This is a genomic window from Bradyrhizobium centrolobii (assembly GCF_001641635.1).
In the GTDB taxonomy this organism is placed as follows: domain Bacteria; phylum Pseudomonadota; class Alphaproteobacteria; order Rhizobiales; family Xanthobacteraceae; genus Bradyrhizobium; species Bradyrhizobium centrolobii.
In genome coordinates, this window is the sequence record NZ_LUUB01000002.1 from 1 (window position 1) to 17,163 (window position 17,163).

Annotated in this window: 20 protein-coding genes and 1 pseudogene; 9 read left to right on the forward strand and 12 right to left on the reverse strand. The window is 64.2% G+C overall.

Features of this window, described 5'->3' with window-relative positions; all coding sequences use genetic code 11:
• The 5 genes from AYJ54_RS00020 to AYJ54_RS00040 all read right to left on the reverse strand — a co-directional run.
• A partial coding sequence (locus tag AYJ54_RS00020) for a reverse transcriptase domain-containing protein (protein WP_245328818.1) occupies positions 1–820 on the reverse strand: 820 nt, incomplete at its 3' end.
• A gap of 738 nt (positions 821–1,558) precedes the next feature.
• Complete coding sequence (locus AYJ54_RS00025) at positions 1,559–2,686, reverse strand: DUF6745 domain-containing protein (protein ID WP_063695866.1); 1,128 nt, start codon at positions 2,684–2,686, stop codon at positions 1,559–1,561.
• Positions 2,664–3,008 (reverse strand): hypothetical protein, encoded by a 345-nt coding sequence (locus tag AYJ54_RS00030; protein WP_201724097.1) that lies wholly within the window; start codon positions 3,006–3,008, stop codon positions 2,664–2,666. Before AYJ54_RS00030 ends, AYJ54_RS00025 begins: the two co-directional genes overlap by 23 nt.
• Positions 3,009–3,080: 72 nt before the next feature.
• Complete coding sequence (locus tag AYJ54_RS00035) at positions 3,081–4,478, reverse strand: ammonium transporter (protein WP_430641376.1); 1,398 nt, start codon at positions 4,476–4,478, stop codon at positions 3,081–3,083.
• A 395-nt stretch (positions 4,479–4,873) separates the two neighbouring features.
• Positions 4,874–6,100 (reverse strand): MFS transporter, encoded by a 1,227-nt coding sequence (locus AYJ54_RS00040; protein WP_063695867.1) that lies wholly within the window; start codon positions 6,098–6,100, stop codon positions 4,874–4,876.
• Positions 6,101–6,270: 170 nt separating this feature from the next.
• Between AYJ54_RS00040 and AYJ54_RS00045 the strand changes: the two genes are divergently transcribed.
• Entirely contained in the window at positions 6,271–6,855 is a 585-nt protein-coding gene (locus AYJ54_RS00045) for a TetR/AcrR family transcriptional regulator (protein WP_063695920.1), read from the forward strand.
• A 591-nt stretch (positions 6,856–7,446) separates the two neighbouring features.
• Here the strand turns inward: AYJ54_RS00045 and AYJ54_RS00050 are convergent.
• Both AYJ54_RS00050 and AYJ54_RS00055 read right to left on the reverse strand, forming a co-directional pair.
• Complete coding sequence (locus AYJ54_RS00050; protein WP_063695868.1) at positions 7,447–8,820, reverse strand: PleD family two-component system response regulator; 1,374 nt, start codon at positions 8,818–8,820, stop codon at positions 7,447–7,449.
• A gap of 13 nt (positions 8,821–8,833) precedes the next feature.
• The gene (locus AYJ54_RS00055) at positions 8,834–9,199 is read right to left on the reverse strand and encodes a response regulator (protein ID WP_027553080.1); all 366 of its coding nucleotides are present in this window, start codon (positions 9,197–9,199) and stop codon (positions 8,834–8,836) included.
• Between the two features lie 228 nt (positions 9,200–9,427).
• Between AYJ54_RS00055 and AYJ54_RS00060 the strand changes: the two genes are divergently transcribed.
• The 3 genes and pseudogenes from AYJ54_RS00060 to AYJ54_RS51760 all read left to right on the forward strand — a co-directional run.
• Entirely contained in the window at positions 9,428–9,739 is a 312-nt protein-coding gene (locus AYJ54_RS00060; protein WP_063695869.1) for a DUF3572 domain-containing protein, read from the forward strand.
• Positions 9,736–10,537, forward strand: an 802-nt coding sequence (locus AYJ54_RS51755; RefSeq protein ID WP_245328819.1) for a DNA polymerase IV, incomplete at its 3' end; no start/stop codon positions are given. The genes AYJ54_RS00060 and AYJ54_RS51755, both read left to right, overlap by 4 nt.
• A 3-nt stretch (positions 10,538–10,540) precedes the next feature.
• Positions 10,541–11,031, forward strand: a pseudogene (locus AYJ54_RS51760) (DinB/UmuC family translesion DNA polymerase); the annotation flags it as partial.
• Positions 11,032–11,047: 16 nt separating this feature from the next.
• On the opposite strand, the gene AYJ54_RS51030 reads toward AYJ54_RS51760, so the two are convergent.
• Positions 11,048–11,203 carry a hypothetical protein gene (locus AYJ54_RS51030; protein WP_201724098.1) on the reverse strand — a complete coding sequence of 52 codons (156 nt, stop codon included), beginning with the start codon at positions 11,201–11,203 and terminating at the stop codon, positions 11,048–11,050.
• A 198-nt stretch (positions 11,204–11,401) separates the two neighbouring features.
• On the opposite strand from AYJ54_RS51030, the gene AYJ54_RS00070 reads away from it, so the two are divergent.
• A complete protein-coding gene (locus AYJ54_RS00070; protein ID WP_063695871.1) occupies positions 11,402–11,809 on the forward strand; it encodes an ACT domain-containing protein in 408 nt (135 codons plus the stop codon).
• 95 nt (positions 11,810–11,904) lie between these two features.
• Here the strand turns inward: AYJ54_RS00070 and AYJ54_RS00075 are convergent, their stop codons facing one another.
• The 3 genes from AYJ54_RS00075 to AYJ54_RS48675 form a co-directional block, all read right to left on the reverse strand.
• Positions 11,905–12,306, reverse strand: a complete 402-nt coding sequence (locus AYJ54_RS00075; RefSeq protein ID WP_063695872.1) for a RidA family protein — start codon at positions 12,304–12,306, stop codon at positions 11,905–11,907.
• 209 nt (positions 12,307–12,515) lie between these two features.
• On the reverse strand, positions 12,516–13,361 hold the full coding sequence (locus tag AYJ54_RS00080; protein WP_063695873.1) for a cell envelope integrity EipB family protein: 846 nt from the start codon (positions 13,359–13,361) through the stop codon (positions 12,516–12,518).
• 33 nt (positions 13,362–13,394) lie between these two features.
• Positions 13,395–13,613: a hypothetical protein gene (locus tag AYJ54_RS48675; RefSeq protein ID WP_136623329.1), complete on the reverse strand. Its 219-nt coding sequence runs from the start codon at positions 13,611–13,613 to the stop codon at positions 13,395–13,397.
• Between AYJ54_RS48675 and AYJ54_RS00085 the strand changes: the two genes are divergently transcribed.
• The 4 genes from AYJ54_RS00085 (at position 13,612) to AYJ54_RS00100 (ending at position 16,724) form a co-directional block, all read left to right on the forward strand.
• Positions 13,612–14,079: a RidA family protein gene (locus tag AYJ54_RS00085; protein WP_063695874.1), complete on the forward strand. Its 468-nt coding sequence runs from the start codon at positions 13,612–13,614 to the stop codon at positions 14,077–14,079. The genes AYJ54_RS48675 and AYJ54_RS00085 overlap by 2 nt on opposite strands.
• Before the next feature lie 16 nt (positions 14,080–14,095).
• Positions 14,096–14,842, forward strand: coding sequence for a glycerophosphodiester phosphodiesterase (locus AYJ54_RS00090; protein ID WP_063695875.1), 747 nt, complete (start codon positions 14,096–14,098; stop codon positions 14,840–14,842).
• A 161-nt stretch (positions 14,843–15,003) separates the two neighbouring features.
• The gene (locus tag AYJ54_RS00095) at positions 15,004–16,245 is read left to right on the forward strand and encodes a GNAT family N-acetyltransferase (protein WP_063695876.1); all 1,242 of its coding nucleotides are present in this window, start codon (positions 15,004–15,006) and stop codon (positions 16,243–16,245) included.
• A 50-nt stretch (positions 16,246–16,295) separates the two neighbouring features.
• Positions 16,296–16,724 carry an HIT family protein gene (locus AYJ54_RS00100; protein WP_063695877.1) on the forward strand — a complete coding sequence of 143 codons (429 nt, stop codon included), beginning with the start codon at positions 16,296–16,298 and terminating at the stop codon, positions 16,722–16,724.
• A gap of 129 nt (positions 16,725–16,853) precedes the next feature.
• Here AYJ54_RS00100 and AYJ54_RS51765 read toward each other — a convergent pair.
• On the reverse strand, positions 16,854–17,163 hold a 310-nt coding region (locus tag AYJ54_RS51765), incomplete at its 5' end, for an SAM-dependent methyltransferase (protein WP_245328820.1).

A 17,163-nucleotide genomic window follows, 5' to 3' on the forward strand; every position in this document is an offset into this window, starting at 1 on the left:
CGCGGCTGAGGATAACGAAGTCGTCGGCATAGGAGATGACGTGAGCCTGGAACGCGTCGCCGCAGCCAGTCAAACGCCAATGCTTCAGGAACCGATTCATGTAAATGTTGGCCAGCAATGGACTTGCGACGCCGCCTTGCGGCGTGCCGCGTGTGTTTCGCTTGCCGCCACTCATGCGCCGGGTTCCGTCCGCGTCCCGTTCTTCGATCGGCGCCCTCAGCCACATCTTGATGAGACGCAGGACGTTTCGATCCACCACACGCCGGGCTACTGACTTGATCAGCTCGGAATGCGGTATCGTATCGAAGTACTTGGACAAATCAGCATCAACTACGTCAGCATTGCCCCGACATAAATGCCGGTGCACTTCCTTGACCGCGTCCACCGCCCCGCGAGCGGGCCGGTAGCCGTAGGCATTGTCCTCGAAGTCAGCCTCGAAGATAGGTTCGATCACGATCTTGGCGGCAGTCTGAATCACACGATCACGAATGGTCGGAATGCCGAGCGGACGCTCGCCACCATTCGCTTTCGGGATCATCACCCGCCGCACCGGATCAGGTCGGTACGTCTTCGAGACCAGTTCCGCGCGCAAGTCCGCCAACCATGCTTCCAGGCCCAGCTCTTCGATGCGAGCAAACGTCATCCCATCCACACCTGGGGCACCCGCATTAAGGCGAGCGAGCCGATAGGCGTGGACCAGGATGTCCTCGCGACAGATCTTGTCGTAGAGCAGATAGAAGCGGAAGGTGGGCTCCGCCTTCGCTTTGCAGTAGAGCTTTCTCTGAAGGCTCCGGATCTTATCAGGCGTTGTCAGGCTCATCACCAATCACCTTCACCTCACCATCTTCAAAAGCGCACCAGAAGTCGGGGCCCTTTGCTCCACCGGCATTACCCGGCATCAACGCTCCTATTGCCCCGTCCGACTCCCGCCGTGACCACCGCCTCATGCGATGTTGAGGCCGCTACCCTCGTCCGCGACGGGTCTCCCCCTGTAACTACGAACTACCCTTCCGGCGTGCCGTGCCCACTACCCCGGCGGATCGCGTGGGTGCGCGTGTCGATTGCTTCCCCACACGTGCGGCCTTCCCCAAATGACCGGCGGGTCGGCATCCGCATTCGAACTTTCGAGGCCTGCTCAGGCTTCACTTTGTTACGGCCCATCGGATCGCTCAGCAGCCCAAGGCTGCCTTTGTCGCAGGGCTCCGACCCAGTCAGTTACCCGACCGTGCCGCCTGCCAGCTTCCGGACCAATCGACAATTATCCGGGTGAGATCCTCCCTCACTGATAGTTCGCGCCCTCGGGGCGCACGGTCATTTTCGACGGATTCAGCGGGCGTCGTCGGCTGGTTGAAGTCCGCTTTGTCCCGAAAGCGACGAAGCGGGCCAGGCCAGGAGCGTTGCGTTTCGCCGCACGGCTGTGATTCAAGTTGCAGAACTGGGGCTCGAATCGTACGCGATGAACTCTGCGCTACGACAAGCTTGCTGCGAACTACTTGCCTTCGTCCAGCTTGCAGCCATCCGCTATGGCTGGCTACGCGCTAATGAGTCCACCCCCTGGTCACGTCCTCTGCACGAGCTGGGCATAGGCCTCCGCCCTCATGCCGTAGGTCCATGCGACCGCCTCGCGCGCGGTGCGCAGATTGGCCGGCACCTGGAGGAAGAAATGCCGGCGCGTGCCATCCGGCTCAGGCGTTGCGTTGATCACCTCAACCGCAGCCCACGCATCCGCGGCGAGCCAGTTCCGGCGCCACAGGATTCCGGTCTCGTCTTCTGCGATGCGGGTCGCTCCGCCGAGCGCGACGTAGCATTCCGGCGTCATGATCTCGATCATGCAGCGGCGGACCTGGACGTCCATCTGCTCATCGATCGCGGCAAGCGTGATCTGGTCCCTGCGCTCGATGATCCAGCGGGGCACCTCCACCCCGCGCCAGGCCCAGACCGACCAGCCGTCCGGATAGCGCAGCGCCGGACCATCCGCCTGATGCAACCGGTCGCGCGCGTCGCCGCACAAGAGGTTCGGCCGCTCGGCGAGCCAGCAGGTGCGCGCATGCGGCTGCAACCAGCCGACACTGGATGCGAGCTGCATCAGACCGCACAGCGGCTCCGTCTCGGCGTGCAGACGGAGAACCTCGCGGAGATAATCGTACACGCCAAGCCACGACAAGTCGTGCGGCCCCGCTGCACAGGACGCGAACCCCCGCGGGGCAATGATCGCGTGGAGCACGCCGGACCACGACAGGCCGGTACAACGCAGATGGCCGAGCATGGAAAGACTCGGCTCCGGCACGCTCCGGATCACCGCCTCGGCAACGGCCGTGACCAGCGGATCGGCGGGATTGACTGAGTTCTCAACAGCGACCAGGACCTTCCGAAGCACCCGCCTCTCGATCAGTGAGGCGACTCTTCGGCGAACGTGGTCGACCAGACGGGAGCGGACATTGCCGCCGTCGTCATGCGACGCACGGCAAACCCGTCCGGCCAGCGCAAGCGGGCTGTCGCACCAGACGATGCGGGCCGGCCGCTCGAGTCCTGCAGCATGATAGGCAAGCCGCACGGCCTGTTCTGCAGCGCTGCGATCGGCGGGCGTTGTCGACCGCCGGACGGCAGCCCACCGTGCGCGAAACTCCCCAAGCGCCGTCGTCTGCTCCGCCGTGAGCGACCGTTCAATCGGCAAGGACGCGCGCATCACGTGGTCCGAGCTCGCGCTGGCGGCGTACCCGGTATGTCCCTCGCGGCAGCGTCAGCGGCGCATGCTCTTCATGCGTCACCCGCGCATAGGCCGACGCGATCAGGAGATGCCCGACATAGAGCCCGGCCGGAATGTCGCGCGCCAGATCATCGTCCCGAAACAGCGTCACGCGCTCGCGGATCGCGTGACAATGTCCGGTGGCCTCGCCCTCCAGCAGAACCAGCGGCACACCGTCAGCCGTTTCGGCGAGCGTTCCCGATGGCGCCACATCGGGAACCCGCTCGATCAGCAGGTCACCTTGCGCAAAGATCTCGGTCATCGTTCCCTCTCCGTGCCGGGCATCCGCGGGCCGCGCGGATGCCCGGATTGCTTCGACATCGTCATGGGCGATCTAGTGCACGACCTCGCCATGCAGTGCGAGGTCGAGACCGTCGCGTTCCATATCCTCCGACACCCGCAGACCGACGAACAGCTTGACCACATAGAGGATGATCAGGCTGACGACGGCGTCATAGACAAAGACCGTGGCGACGCCGATGCACTGGTTGACGAACTGGCCGGGATTGCCTTCCAGCGCGCCCGCGGTGCCACCATATTGCTCGACCGCAAACACACCGGTGAGCAGCGCGCCGACCATGCCGCCGATGGCGTGGACGCCGAAGCAATCGAGCGCGTCGTCATAGCTGAACATGCTCTTCAGCCCGGTGCAGCCCCAGTAGCAGAGCACACCGGCTGCGATGCCGATCACGAAGGCGCCGATCGGGCCGACGAATCCGGACGCAGGCGTGATGGCGACGAGACCTGCGACCGCGCCCGAGCAGATGCCGACGACGGTCGGCTTGCCCTTGAGCGACCACTCGACCAACATCCAGGTGAAGCCAGCAACCGCCGTTGCGATCTGCGTCACCAGCATCGCCATGCCGGCCTGCATGCCTGCCGTCACGGCGGAGCCGGCGTTGAAGCCGAACCAGCCGACCCAGAGCAGCGAGGCGCCGATGAAGGTGAGCACCATGTTGTGAGCCGGCCCTGTCTCCTTGCGCTTGCCGAGCATGATGGCGCACATCAGGCCGGCCACGCCGGCGTTGATGTGCACGACGGTCCCGCCGGCGAAATCGAGCACCTTGACCCAGGCGGCGTCGTTGCCGGAGGCGAATATCCCGTCGGGGCCCCACACCCAATGCGCGATCGGCGCATAGACCAAGATCGCCCACAGGCCGATGAACCAGAGCATCGCGGAGAATTTCATCCGTTCGGCGAAGGCTCCCGCAATCAGCGCCGGCGTGATGATGGCAAAGGTCATCTGGAAGCAGATGTAGACGCTCTCCGGTATCGTTGCCGCGAGCGGATTGGGATTGCCGATGCCGCCCTTGCCGATGTCGCTCAGGATGTCCTTCAGGAACATGCGATCCAACCCGCCGACGAACGGCGTGCCGGCGCGGAAGGCCATGCTGTAAGTCAGGATCGCGAACAGGATCGTGACGAGGCACGTCACCGCGAAGCTCGTCATCACGGTGTCGCCGACATTCTTCTTGCGCACCATGCCACCATAGAACAGCCCAAGCCCTGGTACGGTCATCATCAGCACCAGCGCAACGGAGGTGAGCATCCAGGCGGTGTCGCCGGGATTGGGCGTGCACTTCTCGAGGATCTTGCCGCCGCAAGCCGGCGGGCTCGCATCCTCGGCAAGAGCAACCTCGCCGAGGGCGAGGTAGAGCAGCGCAATTCCCAACAACGCGACCACCAACGTCACGAGCCTTTGGCGCGTGGATATGCTTGATTCCATCGTCATCCTCCCAAGTCGCAAGAGATGTCTTCTGGCGATTGCCTTGACTGGAACCCGCGAGACGTGGGTTCGCGCCGGCGCGTTGGCGCCAGCGTAATCAGCTCGGATTTTCGGGACACAATGTTCGCGGCTCGGCGCGATGAGGTCGTCGAGTGTCGATGGCTCGAGACTGGCGTCGACCAGCCTCATGGCTTATCGGCCTTTCCCTTGTCGCCAGATCGGAAAGCGTCAGAGACGGTTTCAATTCCCGGTCAAAGAGAAGCAAAATTCACGCCATTGACGCCCTTCATTCAACCCGCTGAATACGCATCGATTTCACTTTGCTGCTTTGCGGCAAGCGCCACGCGTGCTGCTTCATGCAGCGGCGTGTCGCCCAACGAATGAGCAGAAGCTGACGATGCCTATGCCGTTCGCAACAGCGGCGGCGCTGTCGGACGGATCAGCGCAAACGCGATCTGGACGATGCCGGCGGCAAGCCCCACCGCCACACCGATGCGCCAGGCCAAATTGTAGGAACCGAGCGCATCATAGATCAGCCCGCCGCCATAGGCGCCGACGAAGCTGCCGATCTGGTGGCTCATGAAAGCAAGCCCTTGGATCATCGCCTGCCACTGCAGGCCGAACATCTCAGCGACCGCGCCCGCCACCAGCGGTCCGACGCCGAGCCAGAGAAAACCCATCAGCGCGCCGAACACGAGTGTCGAGGCCGGCGACGGCGGCAGCATGAAATACCAGGCGAGCACCAGCGAGCGCGCGACATAGATGCCGCCGAGCAGCGCGAGCTTGTTCCATCGCTGGCCGGCCCAGCCGAAGAACAGCGAGCCCAGTACGTTGAAGCCGCCGATCACGCCGAGCGTCTGCGCGCTCAGCATCGGGTCCATGCCGCAGATCTGCAAGTAAGACGGCAGGTGCGTGGTGATGAAGACGAGTTGCATGCCGCAGACGAAATAGGCGCCCGTCATCACGGAGAACGAGGCGTTGCCGAACGCGGTCACGGTCGCCGTGGTGGCCGAGACATCGCCGAGCCCGCTCGACTGCGGCAGCGGAATGCGGTCGATCCGGCCGGCAAACCACGCCGCCGGCAGCATCAGCAGCGACAGCACGACGAAGCCGCCGAGCCCGATACGCCAGCCATAGCCCTCGGCGAGCACCTGCCCGATCGGCGCCGACAACAGCGCGCCGAGCGAGCCCGCCGCCGAGACGATGCCGAGCACCGTCGAGCGCACGCTCTCAGGCGCCGCGCGCGCCGCAACCGACATTGCCATCGCCGCCGCGGTGCAGGCGAGCGAGGTGCCGATCAGGACCCCTGCCCCCAGCATGATCGAAATCATGCCTTCCGCACTTGCCATCAGCGCGAGGCCCGCAATGTAGAGAAACGCACCGGCGATCATGATCGCGCGAAAGCCGTAGCGGACGGTGAGCGCGCCGGCGAGAGGTTGCAGAAAGCCCCATGCAAGGTTTTGCACGGCGATCGCGAGCGTGAAGTCGGACACGGAGATGCCGACGTCGTGGGTCAGCGGCTGCAGGAAGATGCCGAGCGATTGCCGCAGGCCCATGCTGAGGGTGAGCATCAACGAGGCGCCGATCAGGATCGGGAGCGTCGGACGAAGCGCTTGCAGCAGCGGCATTCTGGTTCCACCTTTTTCTTGTTCTCGCGTTTGTTGTTCCCACGGTGCCTGCAACCGACTGACGTCCGGCTTGATTACACAGGTCTGTGTAATCTAGAATGCAACCTGGCGCCGTTGTCAAGGCGCTCGTTACACAGGTCTGTGTTATGCCGTCCGCCGTAAAATCCGACATGAAGGAGCGGATCCTCGCCACCGCCGACAAGCTGTTCTACCTGCAAGGCATTCGTGCCATCGGCGTCGACACCATTGCGGCCGAGGTCGGCATCAGCAAGCGGACGCTCTACAACCACTTCCCCTCCAAGGACGCGCTGATCGCGGCGTATCTCGAGCGCCGCTTCGTGCAGCCTCGTCTCTCCGACAAGCCGCCGGCCGAACAGATCCTCGCCACCTTCGATTCGCTGGAACGGCGCTTCGCGGCGAAGGATTTCCGCGGCTGCCCGTTCGTGAATGCGGTGGCCGAGCTTGGAGCCGGGGATCGTGCGGTGAAGAAGATCGCGGTGGCCTTCAAGGAGAGCCGCCGCGTCTGGTTTCGCGACCGCCTGAACGAGCTTGGCGTTGCGGCGGCAGATGCGCTCGCAACCCAGCTCGTGCTTCTGGTCGACGGCTCAATCGCACAGGACCTCGTGCGCGACGATCCCGCGATGGCCCGCGCGGCGAAGGAGGCTGCGAAGGTGCTGCTGCGGAATGCGGGGGTGGATGTGGGGGATGATGCGGCGAAGCCGGCTGTGAAGCGAGGCAAGCGCGCGCCGCACTAACCGCTGCTGTCGCATCGCACGGTGTCATCACCCGCGAAAGCGGGTGATCCAGTATTCCAGAGACGGTCGTTGGATGCGGAGAAGCCGCGGCGTACTGGATTCCCCGCTTGCCGCCTACGCTAAAGCTTCGGCGGCCCAACAGCGTAAGCCCCGGCGAAGCCTTGGCGTAGCCGGGTCGTGGGGAATGACAGCGGAGTTTGTGGAAAGAGCTGCGCGCGACAACCCTCCCTGCGGTTGTTGCGCGATGATAAACTAATGCCGGTGTTTTGCCCGACGTGTCAAATGGCTTTGCGGACGCACAAGGCATCGTCCGCCGGCCATCAGCTACTTTGCATGGGGTTGTTTTCGATATTTTTGCGGCCACACTTGTGGCGAGCTATCCCCCCAGCGTCGTCCCGGACAAGTGAGCGCAGATCCGGGACTTCCGCGCGAGCGCTTGCGCTCGTCGCGATAAGCACAGGCAGTGGTTTGGTGAAGACTCGTGGTTACCCGCCCGCGCCACAACCGCTCCCTGGGGTTATGGGTCCCGGCCTTCACCGGGACGACAGTTGAGTTGGTGGCGCGAGCAACGCGCCCTCACCCGCCGCGGCGTCACGCCGCCTGCGACACCACGCGATTGCGGCCGTCGTGCTTGGCGCGGTAGAGCGCCATGTCGGCGCGCTTGAGGACGTCGGCGACCGCCTCGCCCTTCTTCTCCAGCGTGGTAAGCCCGATCGAGATCGTGACCTCGATGCGCTTGGCGCCCTTGTGGATAGCGAACGGCTCGCCCGCGATCGAGCGGCGCAGGCGCTCGGCGACCATGCCGGCGACGTGGAGATCGGTCTCCGGCATCACGATCACGAACTCCTCGCCGCCATAGCGGCAGGCGAGATCGATACCGCGGATCGATTTGCGCACGCGCACGGCGAATTCGCGCAGCACGTCGTCGCCGCCGTCATGCCCGTAATTGTCGTTGATCGACTTGAAATAGTCGATGTCCAGAAGCATCAGCGCGAGCGGCTTGCCGCGGGTCGAGGCCTGCTCGGCGAGCGTCGCCAGATGGCTCTCCATGTAGCGGCGGTTGTGCAGCCCGGTGAGCGCATCGGTGATCGCCATCTCGATCGAGTTCTGCACGTTGTCGCGCAGATGGTCGGTGTAGCGGCGGCGGCGGATCTGGGTGCGGGCGCGCGCGAGCAGCTCGTTCTTGTCGATCGGACGCAGCAGATAGTCGTTGACGCCGATCTCGAGGCCACGGAGCAGCCGGGTGCCGTTTTCGGCATCGGCGATCGCGAGGATCGGCACGTGGCGCGTGCGCTCCAGCGAACGCGCCTGGCTGCACAGCCGCAGGCCGTCAAAATTGTTGAGGTCGAGCGAGACGATCAGGAGGTCGTAGTTGCCCTCGGCCGCATGGAACAGCGCCTCAGTCGGATTGGGCTCGACTTCGACGGTGTGCTCGGCGGCGAGCAGCGTCGCCAGTCGCTCATAGGAGGACTGGCGGTCGTCGACCAGCAGGATGCGACCACCCTTCCCGGTGTCGGCCACCGCGCTGCGCTCGGGCGCCTGCACGCCGATTTCGAGCGAGGTGATCGCCCGCATGCGCAGTTCGTCCGTCATCATCTTCAGCCGCGTCAGCGAGCGTACCCGCGCGATCAGCACGACGTCGGAAACGGGCTTTGTGAGGAAATCGTCGGCGCCGGCTTCCAGCCCGCGGATGCGGTCGGCCGGGCTGTCGAGCGCCGTCACCATCACGACGGGGATGTGGTGGGTCGCCGGATCGGTCTTCAGACGGCGACAGACCTCGAAGCCATCCATGTCGGGCATCATCACGTCGAGCAGGATGATGTCGCATTCGGCGCGGCGGCAGATCGCCAGCGCCTCGGTGCCGTTCGCGGCAGTCATCACATCGAAATATTCGGCGGAGAGACGGGCTTCGAGAAGCTTGACGTTGGCAGGGACGTCATCGACGACCAGGATACGCGCAGACACTGAAATTCACTCCCTACCCGATGAAACGTCGGACCGTCTCGATGAACTTGCCGACCGAGATCGGCTTGGACAAATACGCTTCGCAGCCGCCCTCGCGGATGCGTTCTTCGTCGCCCTTCATCGCGAACGCCGTGACCGCGACGACGGGAATGGTGCGCAGCTCCGGATCATCCTTGATCCAGCGCGTCACCTCCAGGCCCGACACCTGCGGCAGCTGGATGTCCATCAGCACGAGGTCGGGTCGCATCTTGCGAACGAGATCGAGCGCCTCGTAGCCATTGCTGGTGCCCGAGGTCTGATAGCCGTGTGCCTCCAACAGGTCGCGGAAGAGCTTCATGTTGAGCTCATTGTCTTCCACGATCAGGACGGTCTTAGCCATCCCGTCCTCCCGATTGGCAAGGAGACCGATACATGTGACGCCTCAGGCGCCTTTCGCCGGCGCTTCGAAAACTGGATTCAAACTAGCCTCAGATTCGCTCTAGTTTCGTTAAACCCGAGGGTCGACTTTCTGCGATGTAGTTTCCAGTTGCTTGTCTGGGATCGTAAGACTCGGGCATGATGATTCCAAATTAGAGACCGAAAGTTAACGGAAAGGCAAATCGGGCCCTTGAAAAAGCCTGTTCACACCCCCCGCGAAGTGGCTGAAATCGTTGCGATTCAGGCGCTCTCTTTCGTTGCGAGCGAACCTGAGCGGCTGGGCCTGTTTCTGGCCGAGACAGGCGTCGGTCCGGAGACGCTCCGGAGTGCCGCCTCGGACCCGAATTTCCTGCTCAGCGTGCTCGATTTCGTGCTGCGCGATGACGACACCGTGAAGGCCTTCGCGAGCGCCTCGGAACTTCATCCGACCAACATTGCCGCAGCGCGGCAGGTGCTGGGCGATGCGCTCGGCGACCGGCCCTGGGAGCGCGACGTGCCGTGAGCACCCCCGACCCGGCCGGGCCCCGCTGCTTCTGCCGGGATTGTCTGGCCGATCTGGACATGGGCGCGCGGCGCTGTGCGGCTTGCGGTTCCCCTCGCCTCGTCCGTCACCGCGCGCTCTCGACGCTGACGATCGCCCATATCGACTGCGACGCATTCTACGCGACGGTGGAGAAGCGCGACAATCCCGATATCGCCGACAAGCCCGTCATCATCGGCGGCGGCAAGCGTGGCGTGGTGTCGGCCGCCTGCTACATCGCGCGCACCTTCGGCGTTCGCTCGGCGATGCCGATGTTCAAGGCGCTCGAGGCCTGCCCGCATGCGACCGTGATCCGGCCCGACATGGCGAAATATGTCCGCGTCGGCCGCGAGGTGCGCCAGGCCATGCAGGCGCTGACACCGCTGGTCGAGCCGCTCTCGATCGACGAGGCCTTCCTCGATCTCTCCGGCACCGAGCGCGTTCACGGCATGGTTCCGGCCAAGGTACTGGCGCGCTTTGCCCGCGACGTCGAGCGCGACATCGGCATCACCGTCTCGGTCGGCCTGTCCTGCAACAAGTTCCTGGCCAAGATCGCCTCCGACCTCGACAAGCCGCGCGGCTTTGCCGCGCTCGACCAGGAGGAAGCGCGCCTCATGCTGGCGGAGAAGCCGGTCGGCTTCATCTTCGGCGTCGGACCTGCGACCCAGGAACGGCTGACGCAGCGCGGCTTCCGCATCATCGCCGACCTTCAGAAGGCCGACGAGATCGAGCTGATGCGGCAGTTTCCGAGCGACGGCCGCAGGCTGTGGCGGCTCGCCCNNNCCCGCGGCATCGACGACCGCCGCGTCGAGCCAGACCGCGGCGCCAAGACGATTTCCAGCGAAACCACGTTCGAGACCGACATCCGCGATTTCGCGACGCTGGAGCGGATTCTGTGGCGGCTCTGTGAGAAGACATCGTCGCGGCTGAAGAGCAGTGAGCTTGCGGGCACGACCATCACGCTGAAGCTGAAGACCGCCGATTTCCGCCAGCGCACCCGGTCGCAGTCGATCGCCGGTCCGACCCAGCTTGCCGCAAAAATCTTCGCGATCTGCCGCGAGATGCTGGCCAAGGAGATCGACGGCACCGCCTTCCGCCTGATGGGCGCCGGCGTCAGCGCACTGCGCACCGGCTCGGCTGACGACGACACCGACATGCTAGACCGCCGCGCCGCGCACGCCGAGCGCGCGATCGACGGCTTGCGCAAGAAGTTCGGCAGCGCCGCGGTGATCCGCGGCATCGCCTATGACGGACCCGAGAAGGCGCAGGAGTGATTGGGCCCGGCTGAACTCAGTCGCGTTCGAAGATCCTGGCGCCTGGGTAAACCCGCCGGGCGTACTGAACGACCAGCTGCCGGTCCTGAGTCGCCAGGAACGGCGTTCGGATCTGACATGATCCGACGATGAGGTGCCACAGGCCGTTGAGCTTTCGAATGATGACGTTCATTGAACCTCCTCGCGCTAACCCGAGTGGGCTCAAATTGTAAGAATCGCCCGCCGTTCTCAATTGTACGAGCGTAAGGGCAGCGCATGAGAAGGATTAGAGGAGATATACAAAGGTATGTTGGCGAGACCCCTGTCAGTTCCCGGCGCGGATGGGTTTCGCAAAGGCCCGACCCATCCTGCGCGCTGAGAGGCCGACACCATGACAGGCGAACGCAATCTCGAGGCGCTGTTGAGGGACATGAAACCAGAGATGCAGCAAGGCACCTTCGTGTTTTGCACGATCCCACTGAACGAGCGCATTCCGGCGGCAGTCAACCCGCTGATGACGTTCCGCGAGCAGGAAGGAACCACGCTCGTGATCCCGCGCGAAGAGGCCGAAGCGGCAGGACTACGCTACGAGTTCGCCTCGGGCCTGATCACCCTGACGGTGCACTCAGCGCTCGATGCCGTGGGTCTTCTGGCCGCGATCACGTCGCATCTGGCCGAAGCCGGTATCAGTGTGAACGCCGTCTCGGCCTTTCATCACGACCATCTCTTTGTGCCTACCCACAAAGCCGACGAAGCGCTGGCAGTTCTGCGAGCGATGTCCGGAGCGAAGCACGCGTAGCCCGGATGGAGCGCAGCGAAATCCGGGACAGCGTGTCAGCGGCTCGAGGCTTTCCGGATTACGCTGCGCTCCATCCGGGCCACGGATTCAAGACCTCAATCCGCAACCGCTACCGCCTCGATCTCGATCATCCATTCCGGCGCCGCAAGCGCGGAGACCCCGACGAGGGTGCTGGCGGGCGGCTCCATGCCTTCGAAGAAGGCCGAGCGGGCCTTGCCGATGACGGGGCGCTGCTCCGGCTTGTAGTTCACGACGAAGGTCGTGATCTTCACGATGTTGGCGTAGCTCGCACCGGCCGCCTTCAGCGCCAGGCCGAGATTCTGCATCACCTGCGTCGTCTGCGCGGCGAGATCGCCTTCGCCGACCACCCGTCCCTCCTCGTCAACGGACACCTGCCCGGAGATGTAGATGGTGCGCGCGCCAGAGGCCGTGACGACGTGGGAATAGGCCGGATTGTGATGCAGGCCGCTGGGACGGAGATGATCGAGCTTGGGCATAATGCTGCCTCCCGGAGGTTTGTGGTTGGAAGGGAGCGTAGCTGGTGATGGTGCTGAGGGCTAGATGCGACGAGCGCTGGCGGTGCACCGTCATCCTTCGAGGCTCGCCCTGCTGTACACCGCAGGACGAGCGCCTCAGGACGACGGTGGATGGAATAAACTGCGCTGCTCCTACTAAGGAGCACTGGGCCCGAGACCAGGACGAAGCCTCAATTACAGGGCTTGCTGTCCTTCACGTCGAACTTGCCGAGTGCGCCGGAAATCACAAAGTCGTTGTAATCGAGCACGAGCTGGCGGGAGACGCCGTTTTCGTAGAGTTCGAACGACATCGCATAAACCGGCGTCTGCTCGCCTTCCTTCTGCTGCACGTCGCGGTCGAAATAGCTGACGGTGACGGGCCAGCGCTTGATCGATTTCATGTGCTCGTCCGTGGTCGACGGATCGGACGAGGTGGCACGGTCGGCGGGGATGGGCTGGCCGATCACGGTCAGCGTGTTGTAGACCTTCTGGCCGTCGTCCGAGCCGTCGTAGACCGAGAGCTCCAGCAGCGACTTGCCGTCCTCCGCGGCAGCGATGATGCGCTGGATCTGCTCGGTCGGGAACACGATCTTGCCGTCGAGTGTGAAATTCTTCGGCGCCGGCAGCTTCAGCTTGACGTTGATGTGGTCGCCGTCGCGCTCCGCGGAACCGTCGACGTTGCTGGACTCGGTCTCGTTCATCCGCGTCTCGATCCGGAAGCGGTAGCTCTTACCGGCAGCATCCTCCCAGGAATTGGAGCGAAGGTCGCTGAGCGTGACCTTGCCCTCGCCGCTGTCGAGCTCGGAGACCTGACGGAATTCGGAGGTGTATCCCTCGCAACTATTCCCGGTGAAATTGTAGAGGATGCGGCCGCGCGCGCCGTTGACCGAGTTGGAGCGCGATTTGACGAGGCTCAGATCATAGAGCGCCTGGTGCGCGAGGAACGGACCGCTCGCGGCCTGCACCCCGCCGCTCGCGCCGAAAGTGGCCGCAGCGAGCGCCATCACACCGAGCGACGTCCGGAAAAGGTGCACCATGTCTATTCCCTGGGGAAGCGCAGATTCGACACTTTAATGACCGTCCCATTGCGTCGCAACTGCGGCCGTTTCACGTAAAGTTGCGCCTTTCCGTTGAACCTTCTGTCCTGCCTCAACAAAATGCAATCCGGCCGGGCTGCGCTCCACCGCATCGGCTTGCTTGCATGTGGAAGCGCAATGGGCGAAACAGGCGCGCCCGGCTGCGACTGACGCGCCGGGGCAGATAAATCCCTGGATATCGAGGTCGAACATGGCTGGCACGGTCGAGCAGAAACTGGCGGAACAGGGCATCAAGCTGCACGAGGCCCCCACCCCCGTGGCCAACTACGTGCCGTTCGTGCGCACCGGCAACCTGCTGTTCGTCTCCGGCCAAGTCTGCTTCGATCCCGACGGCAAGCTGATCGCCAAGGGCAAGCTCGGGGCCGGCGTCACGATCGAACAGGGCGCCGCGGCGGCGCGCGGCTGCGCGATCAATCTGCTTGCCCAGGTCAAGGCGGCGCTGGGCGATCTCGACAGGGTGGTGCGCGTGGTACGCCTCGGCGGCTTCATCAACTCGGCGCCGGATTTCGTCGACGGACCAAAGGTCCTGAACGGCGCCTCCGACCTGATGGTCGCGGCCTTCGGTGACAAGGGCCGCCACGCCCGCACCACTGTCGGCGTCGCCTCGCTGCCCGCGGATGCGGCGGTCGAGGTCGAAGGCCTCTTCGAGGTCTCCTGACCTGGGAGTAAGCAGCGTGCGTGCTCCGGATTGGCTGACAGCGCGGCCGGTCGCCCATCGCGGCCTGCATGACATTTCGCGTGGCATCGTCGAGAACATGCCGGGCGCGATCCAGGCCGCGATCGCGGGCAATTTCGCCATCGAGGTCGACATCCAGCTCACCGCCGATGGCGAGGCCATGGTGCATCACGACCATGCGCTCGGCCGCCTCACCGAGGCCACCGGCGAGCTGATGGCGAAGACCGCGGCGGAGCTCAGGGCCGTCACGTTCAAGGGTACGTCCGAGCGGATGATGTCGCTATCCGATCTCTGCGCCATGGTCGCCGGCCGCGTGCCACTGGTGATCGAGGTGAAGAGCCATTTTGCCGGCGACCGCAAGCTGGTGAAGCGGATGGCGCAGGTGCTGTCGTCATACGACGGCCCCGCCGTCGGCATGTCCTTCGATCCCGACCAGGTGCTGGCGCTACGCGAACTCCTTCCCTCACGCCCGCGCGGCATCGTCGCGCAACGCACCTACGAGGACGAGTATTGGGCCAAGCTGACGCAAGAACAGCGCGACGGCATGCTCTACCTGCGTCACGGCTTTCAGACCCAGCCGCATTTCGTCGCTTTCAAGGTCGATCACCTGCCAGCACCCGCGCCCTGGATCGCGCGGAACGTCTTCGGCTGCGCCCTGCTCGGCTGGACCGTGCGCACGCCCGAGCAACGCACGCGGGTTGGGCAATATGCCGATCAGATGATTTTTGAGGGGTTCGTGCCGTAAGGCTCCGTCATTGCGAGTGCCGCCCAATGTCGTCCTGGCGAAAGCCAGAACGACTCGGGGATGGGATGTCGAACGCCGCGTTTGCGGCCAGACAGGTTCCCGCCCCCTTGAAGTCGCTGCTGCGATGCACGATCTTTGGCGGGGACTGTTCAAGACACGCGATGGCATCATCCGAAATCACGCTCGAGGCTGTACCTTCCGTCGGCGAAATCTCGCCACAGGATTGGGACGCCTGCGCCAATCCCGGCGGAAGATGCAACGGGGCTGGCCCGGGAACCTTATCCGGGCTCCCAGGCGATTCCGCTGGCCTCTCAAAAGCCGCCTATAACCCGTTCGTCTCGCACGCGTTTTTCTCCGCGGTTGAGAATTCGGGTTCGGCCACGCCGCGCACCGGCTGGGGGCCGCGGCATCTCGTGGCCAAGATCGATGGCCGCGTCGCCGGCATCGTGCCCTGCTATCTGAAATCGCATTCGCAGGGCGAATATGTCTTCGATCGCGGCTGGGCGGATGCCTATGAGCGCGCCGGCGGGCGGTACTACCCAAAGCTCCAGGCGTCGGTTCCCTTCACGCCGGCGACCGGGCCGCGGCTCCTGATCCGCGACGGCGTCGATCGCGAACGCATCGCGGAGGCGCTGGCGGGCGGGCTGGTGGCGCTGTGCGGCGTCAGCAAGGCCTCCTCGGTGCACGTCACCTTCGCGCGCGAGGCCGAGTGGAAGTTGCTCGGGCAACATGGCTTCCTGCAGCGGACCGACCAGCAGTTCCACTGGCACAACCAGGGTTTTGCGAGCTTCGACGATTTCCTCGGCACCCTGAACTCGCGCCACCGCAAGTCGATCAAGCGCGAGCGGCGCGACGCGCTTGCCGCCGGCATCACGATCCACTGGCTCACGGGCAATGACATCACCGAAGATGCCTGGGACGCGTTCTTCGCGTTCTACATGGAGACCGGCTCGCGTAAATGGGGCCGGCCCTATCTGACGCGCGAATTCTTCTCGCTGATCGGCGAGACCATGAGCCAGGACGTGCTGCTGGTGATGGCGCGACGCAATCATCGCTGGATCGCGGGCGCGATCAACTTCATCGGCTCGGACACGCTGTTCGGCCGCAACTGGGGCGCGGTCGAGCATCATCCGTTCCTGCACTTCGAGGTCTGCTACTATCAGGCGATCGATTTCGCGATCAAACGCGGGCTGGCGCATGTCGAGGCCGGCGCGCAAGGCGAGCACAAGATCGCGCGCGGCTACCTGCCGCGCACGACCCATTCCGCCCACTTCATCGCCGATCCGGGCCTGCGCCGCGCCATCGACGATTACCTCAAGCGTGAGCGCGCCTATGTGGCCGAAGCCGGCCGCGAGCTCGCCGAGCTCGGGCCGTTCCGGAAAGGCATCGAAGAGGCGCCTTGACGGCTTCTCCGACGTGATGACAGTAAGGCCGCAACTTCAGGAGCAGCCGCATGACCGCCTACGATCCCAACAATGTCTTCGCGAAAATCCTGCGTGGCGAATTCCCCTGCTACAAGGTCTATGAGAACGAGCATGTGCTCGCGTTCCTTGACATCATGCCGCGCTCGCCCGGTCATACGCTCGTCATCCCAAAAGCCCCTGCCCGCAACATTCTCGACATCAAGCCGGACGATTACGCCCATGTCGCCCGCGCCACGCACAAGATCGCGGCGGCTGCCACGAAGGCGTTCAACGCCGACGGCATCACGGTGCAGCAGTTCAATGAGCCCGCCGGCGGTCAGGTGGTGTTTCACCTGCACATGCACGTGATGCCGCGCTTTGACGGCGCGGCGCTGCTGCCGCCTGCGAGCCGCAAGGAAGACGGCAAGGTGCTGGAAGATCACGCGGCGAAACTTATCGCGGCGCTAAAGGAGGGGTAATTCTCTCGCCTCGTCATTCCGGGGCGACGCGAAGCGTCGAACCCGGAATCCATTGCACCACCATCTCTGCCGCCCAGTGGATTCCGGGCTCGCGCCTTCGGCGCGCCCCGGAATGACAAAGGTGAGACCTCACTCCGTCTGGAAATCCCCCGGCTGCGGTGCGGCCAGCGGCGTGAACTCGCAGCGGTCGGGCTTGATGTCGATCAGCGGCGTGTTGTCGATACAGTCGAGGCCGCGCACCAAAATCGTGTTGCCCTCGACGCCGACCAGCTTGACGATCGATGTGCCGATCGGATTGGGCCTGACCGGCGAGCGCAGCGAGAAGGTGCCGCGGGTGTTCTGGTTGTTCTTCGGGCTTTGCAGGATGATGTCGCGGCGGGAGCGGTCGAGCCAGTACAGCACTTCGAGATTGCTGTAGAAGTCGACGCCCTTGATCGCC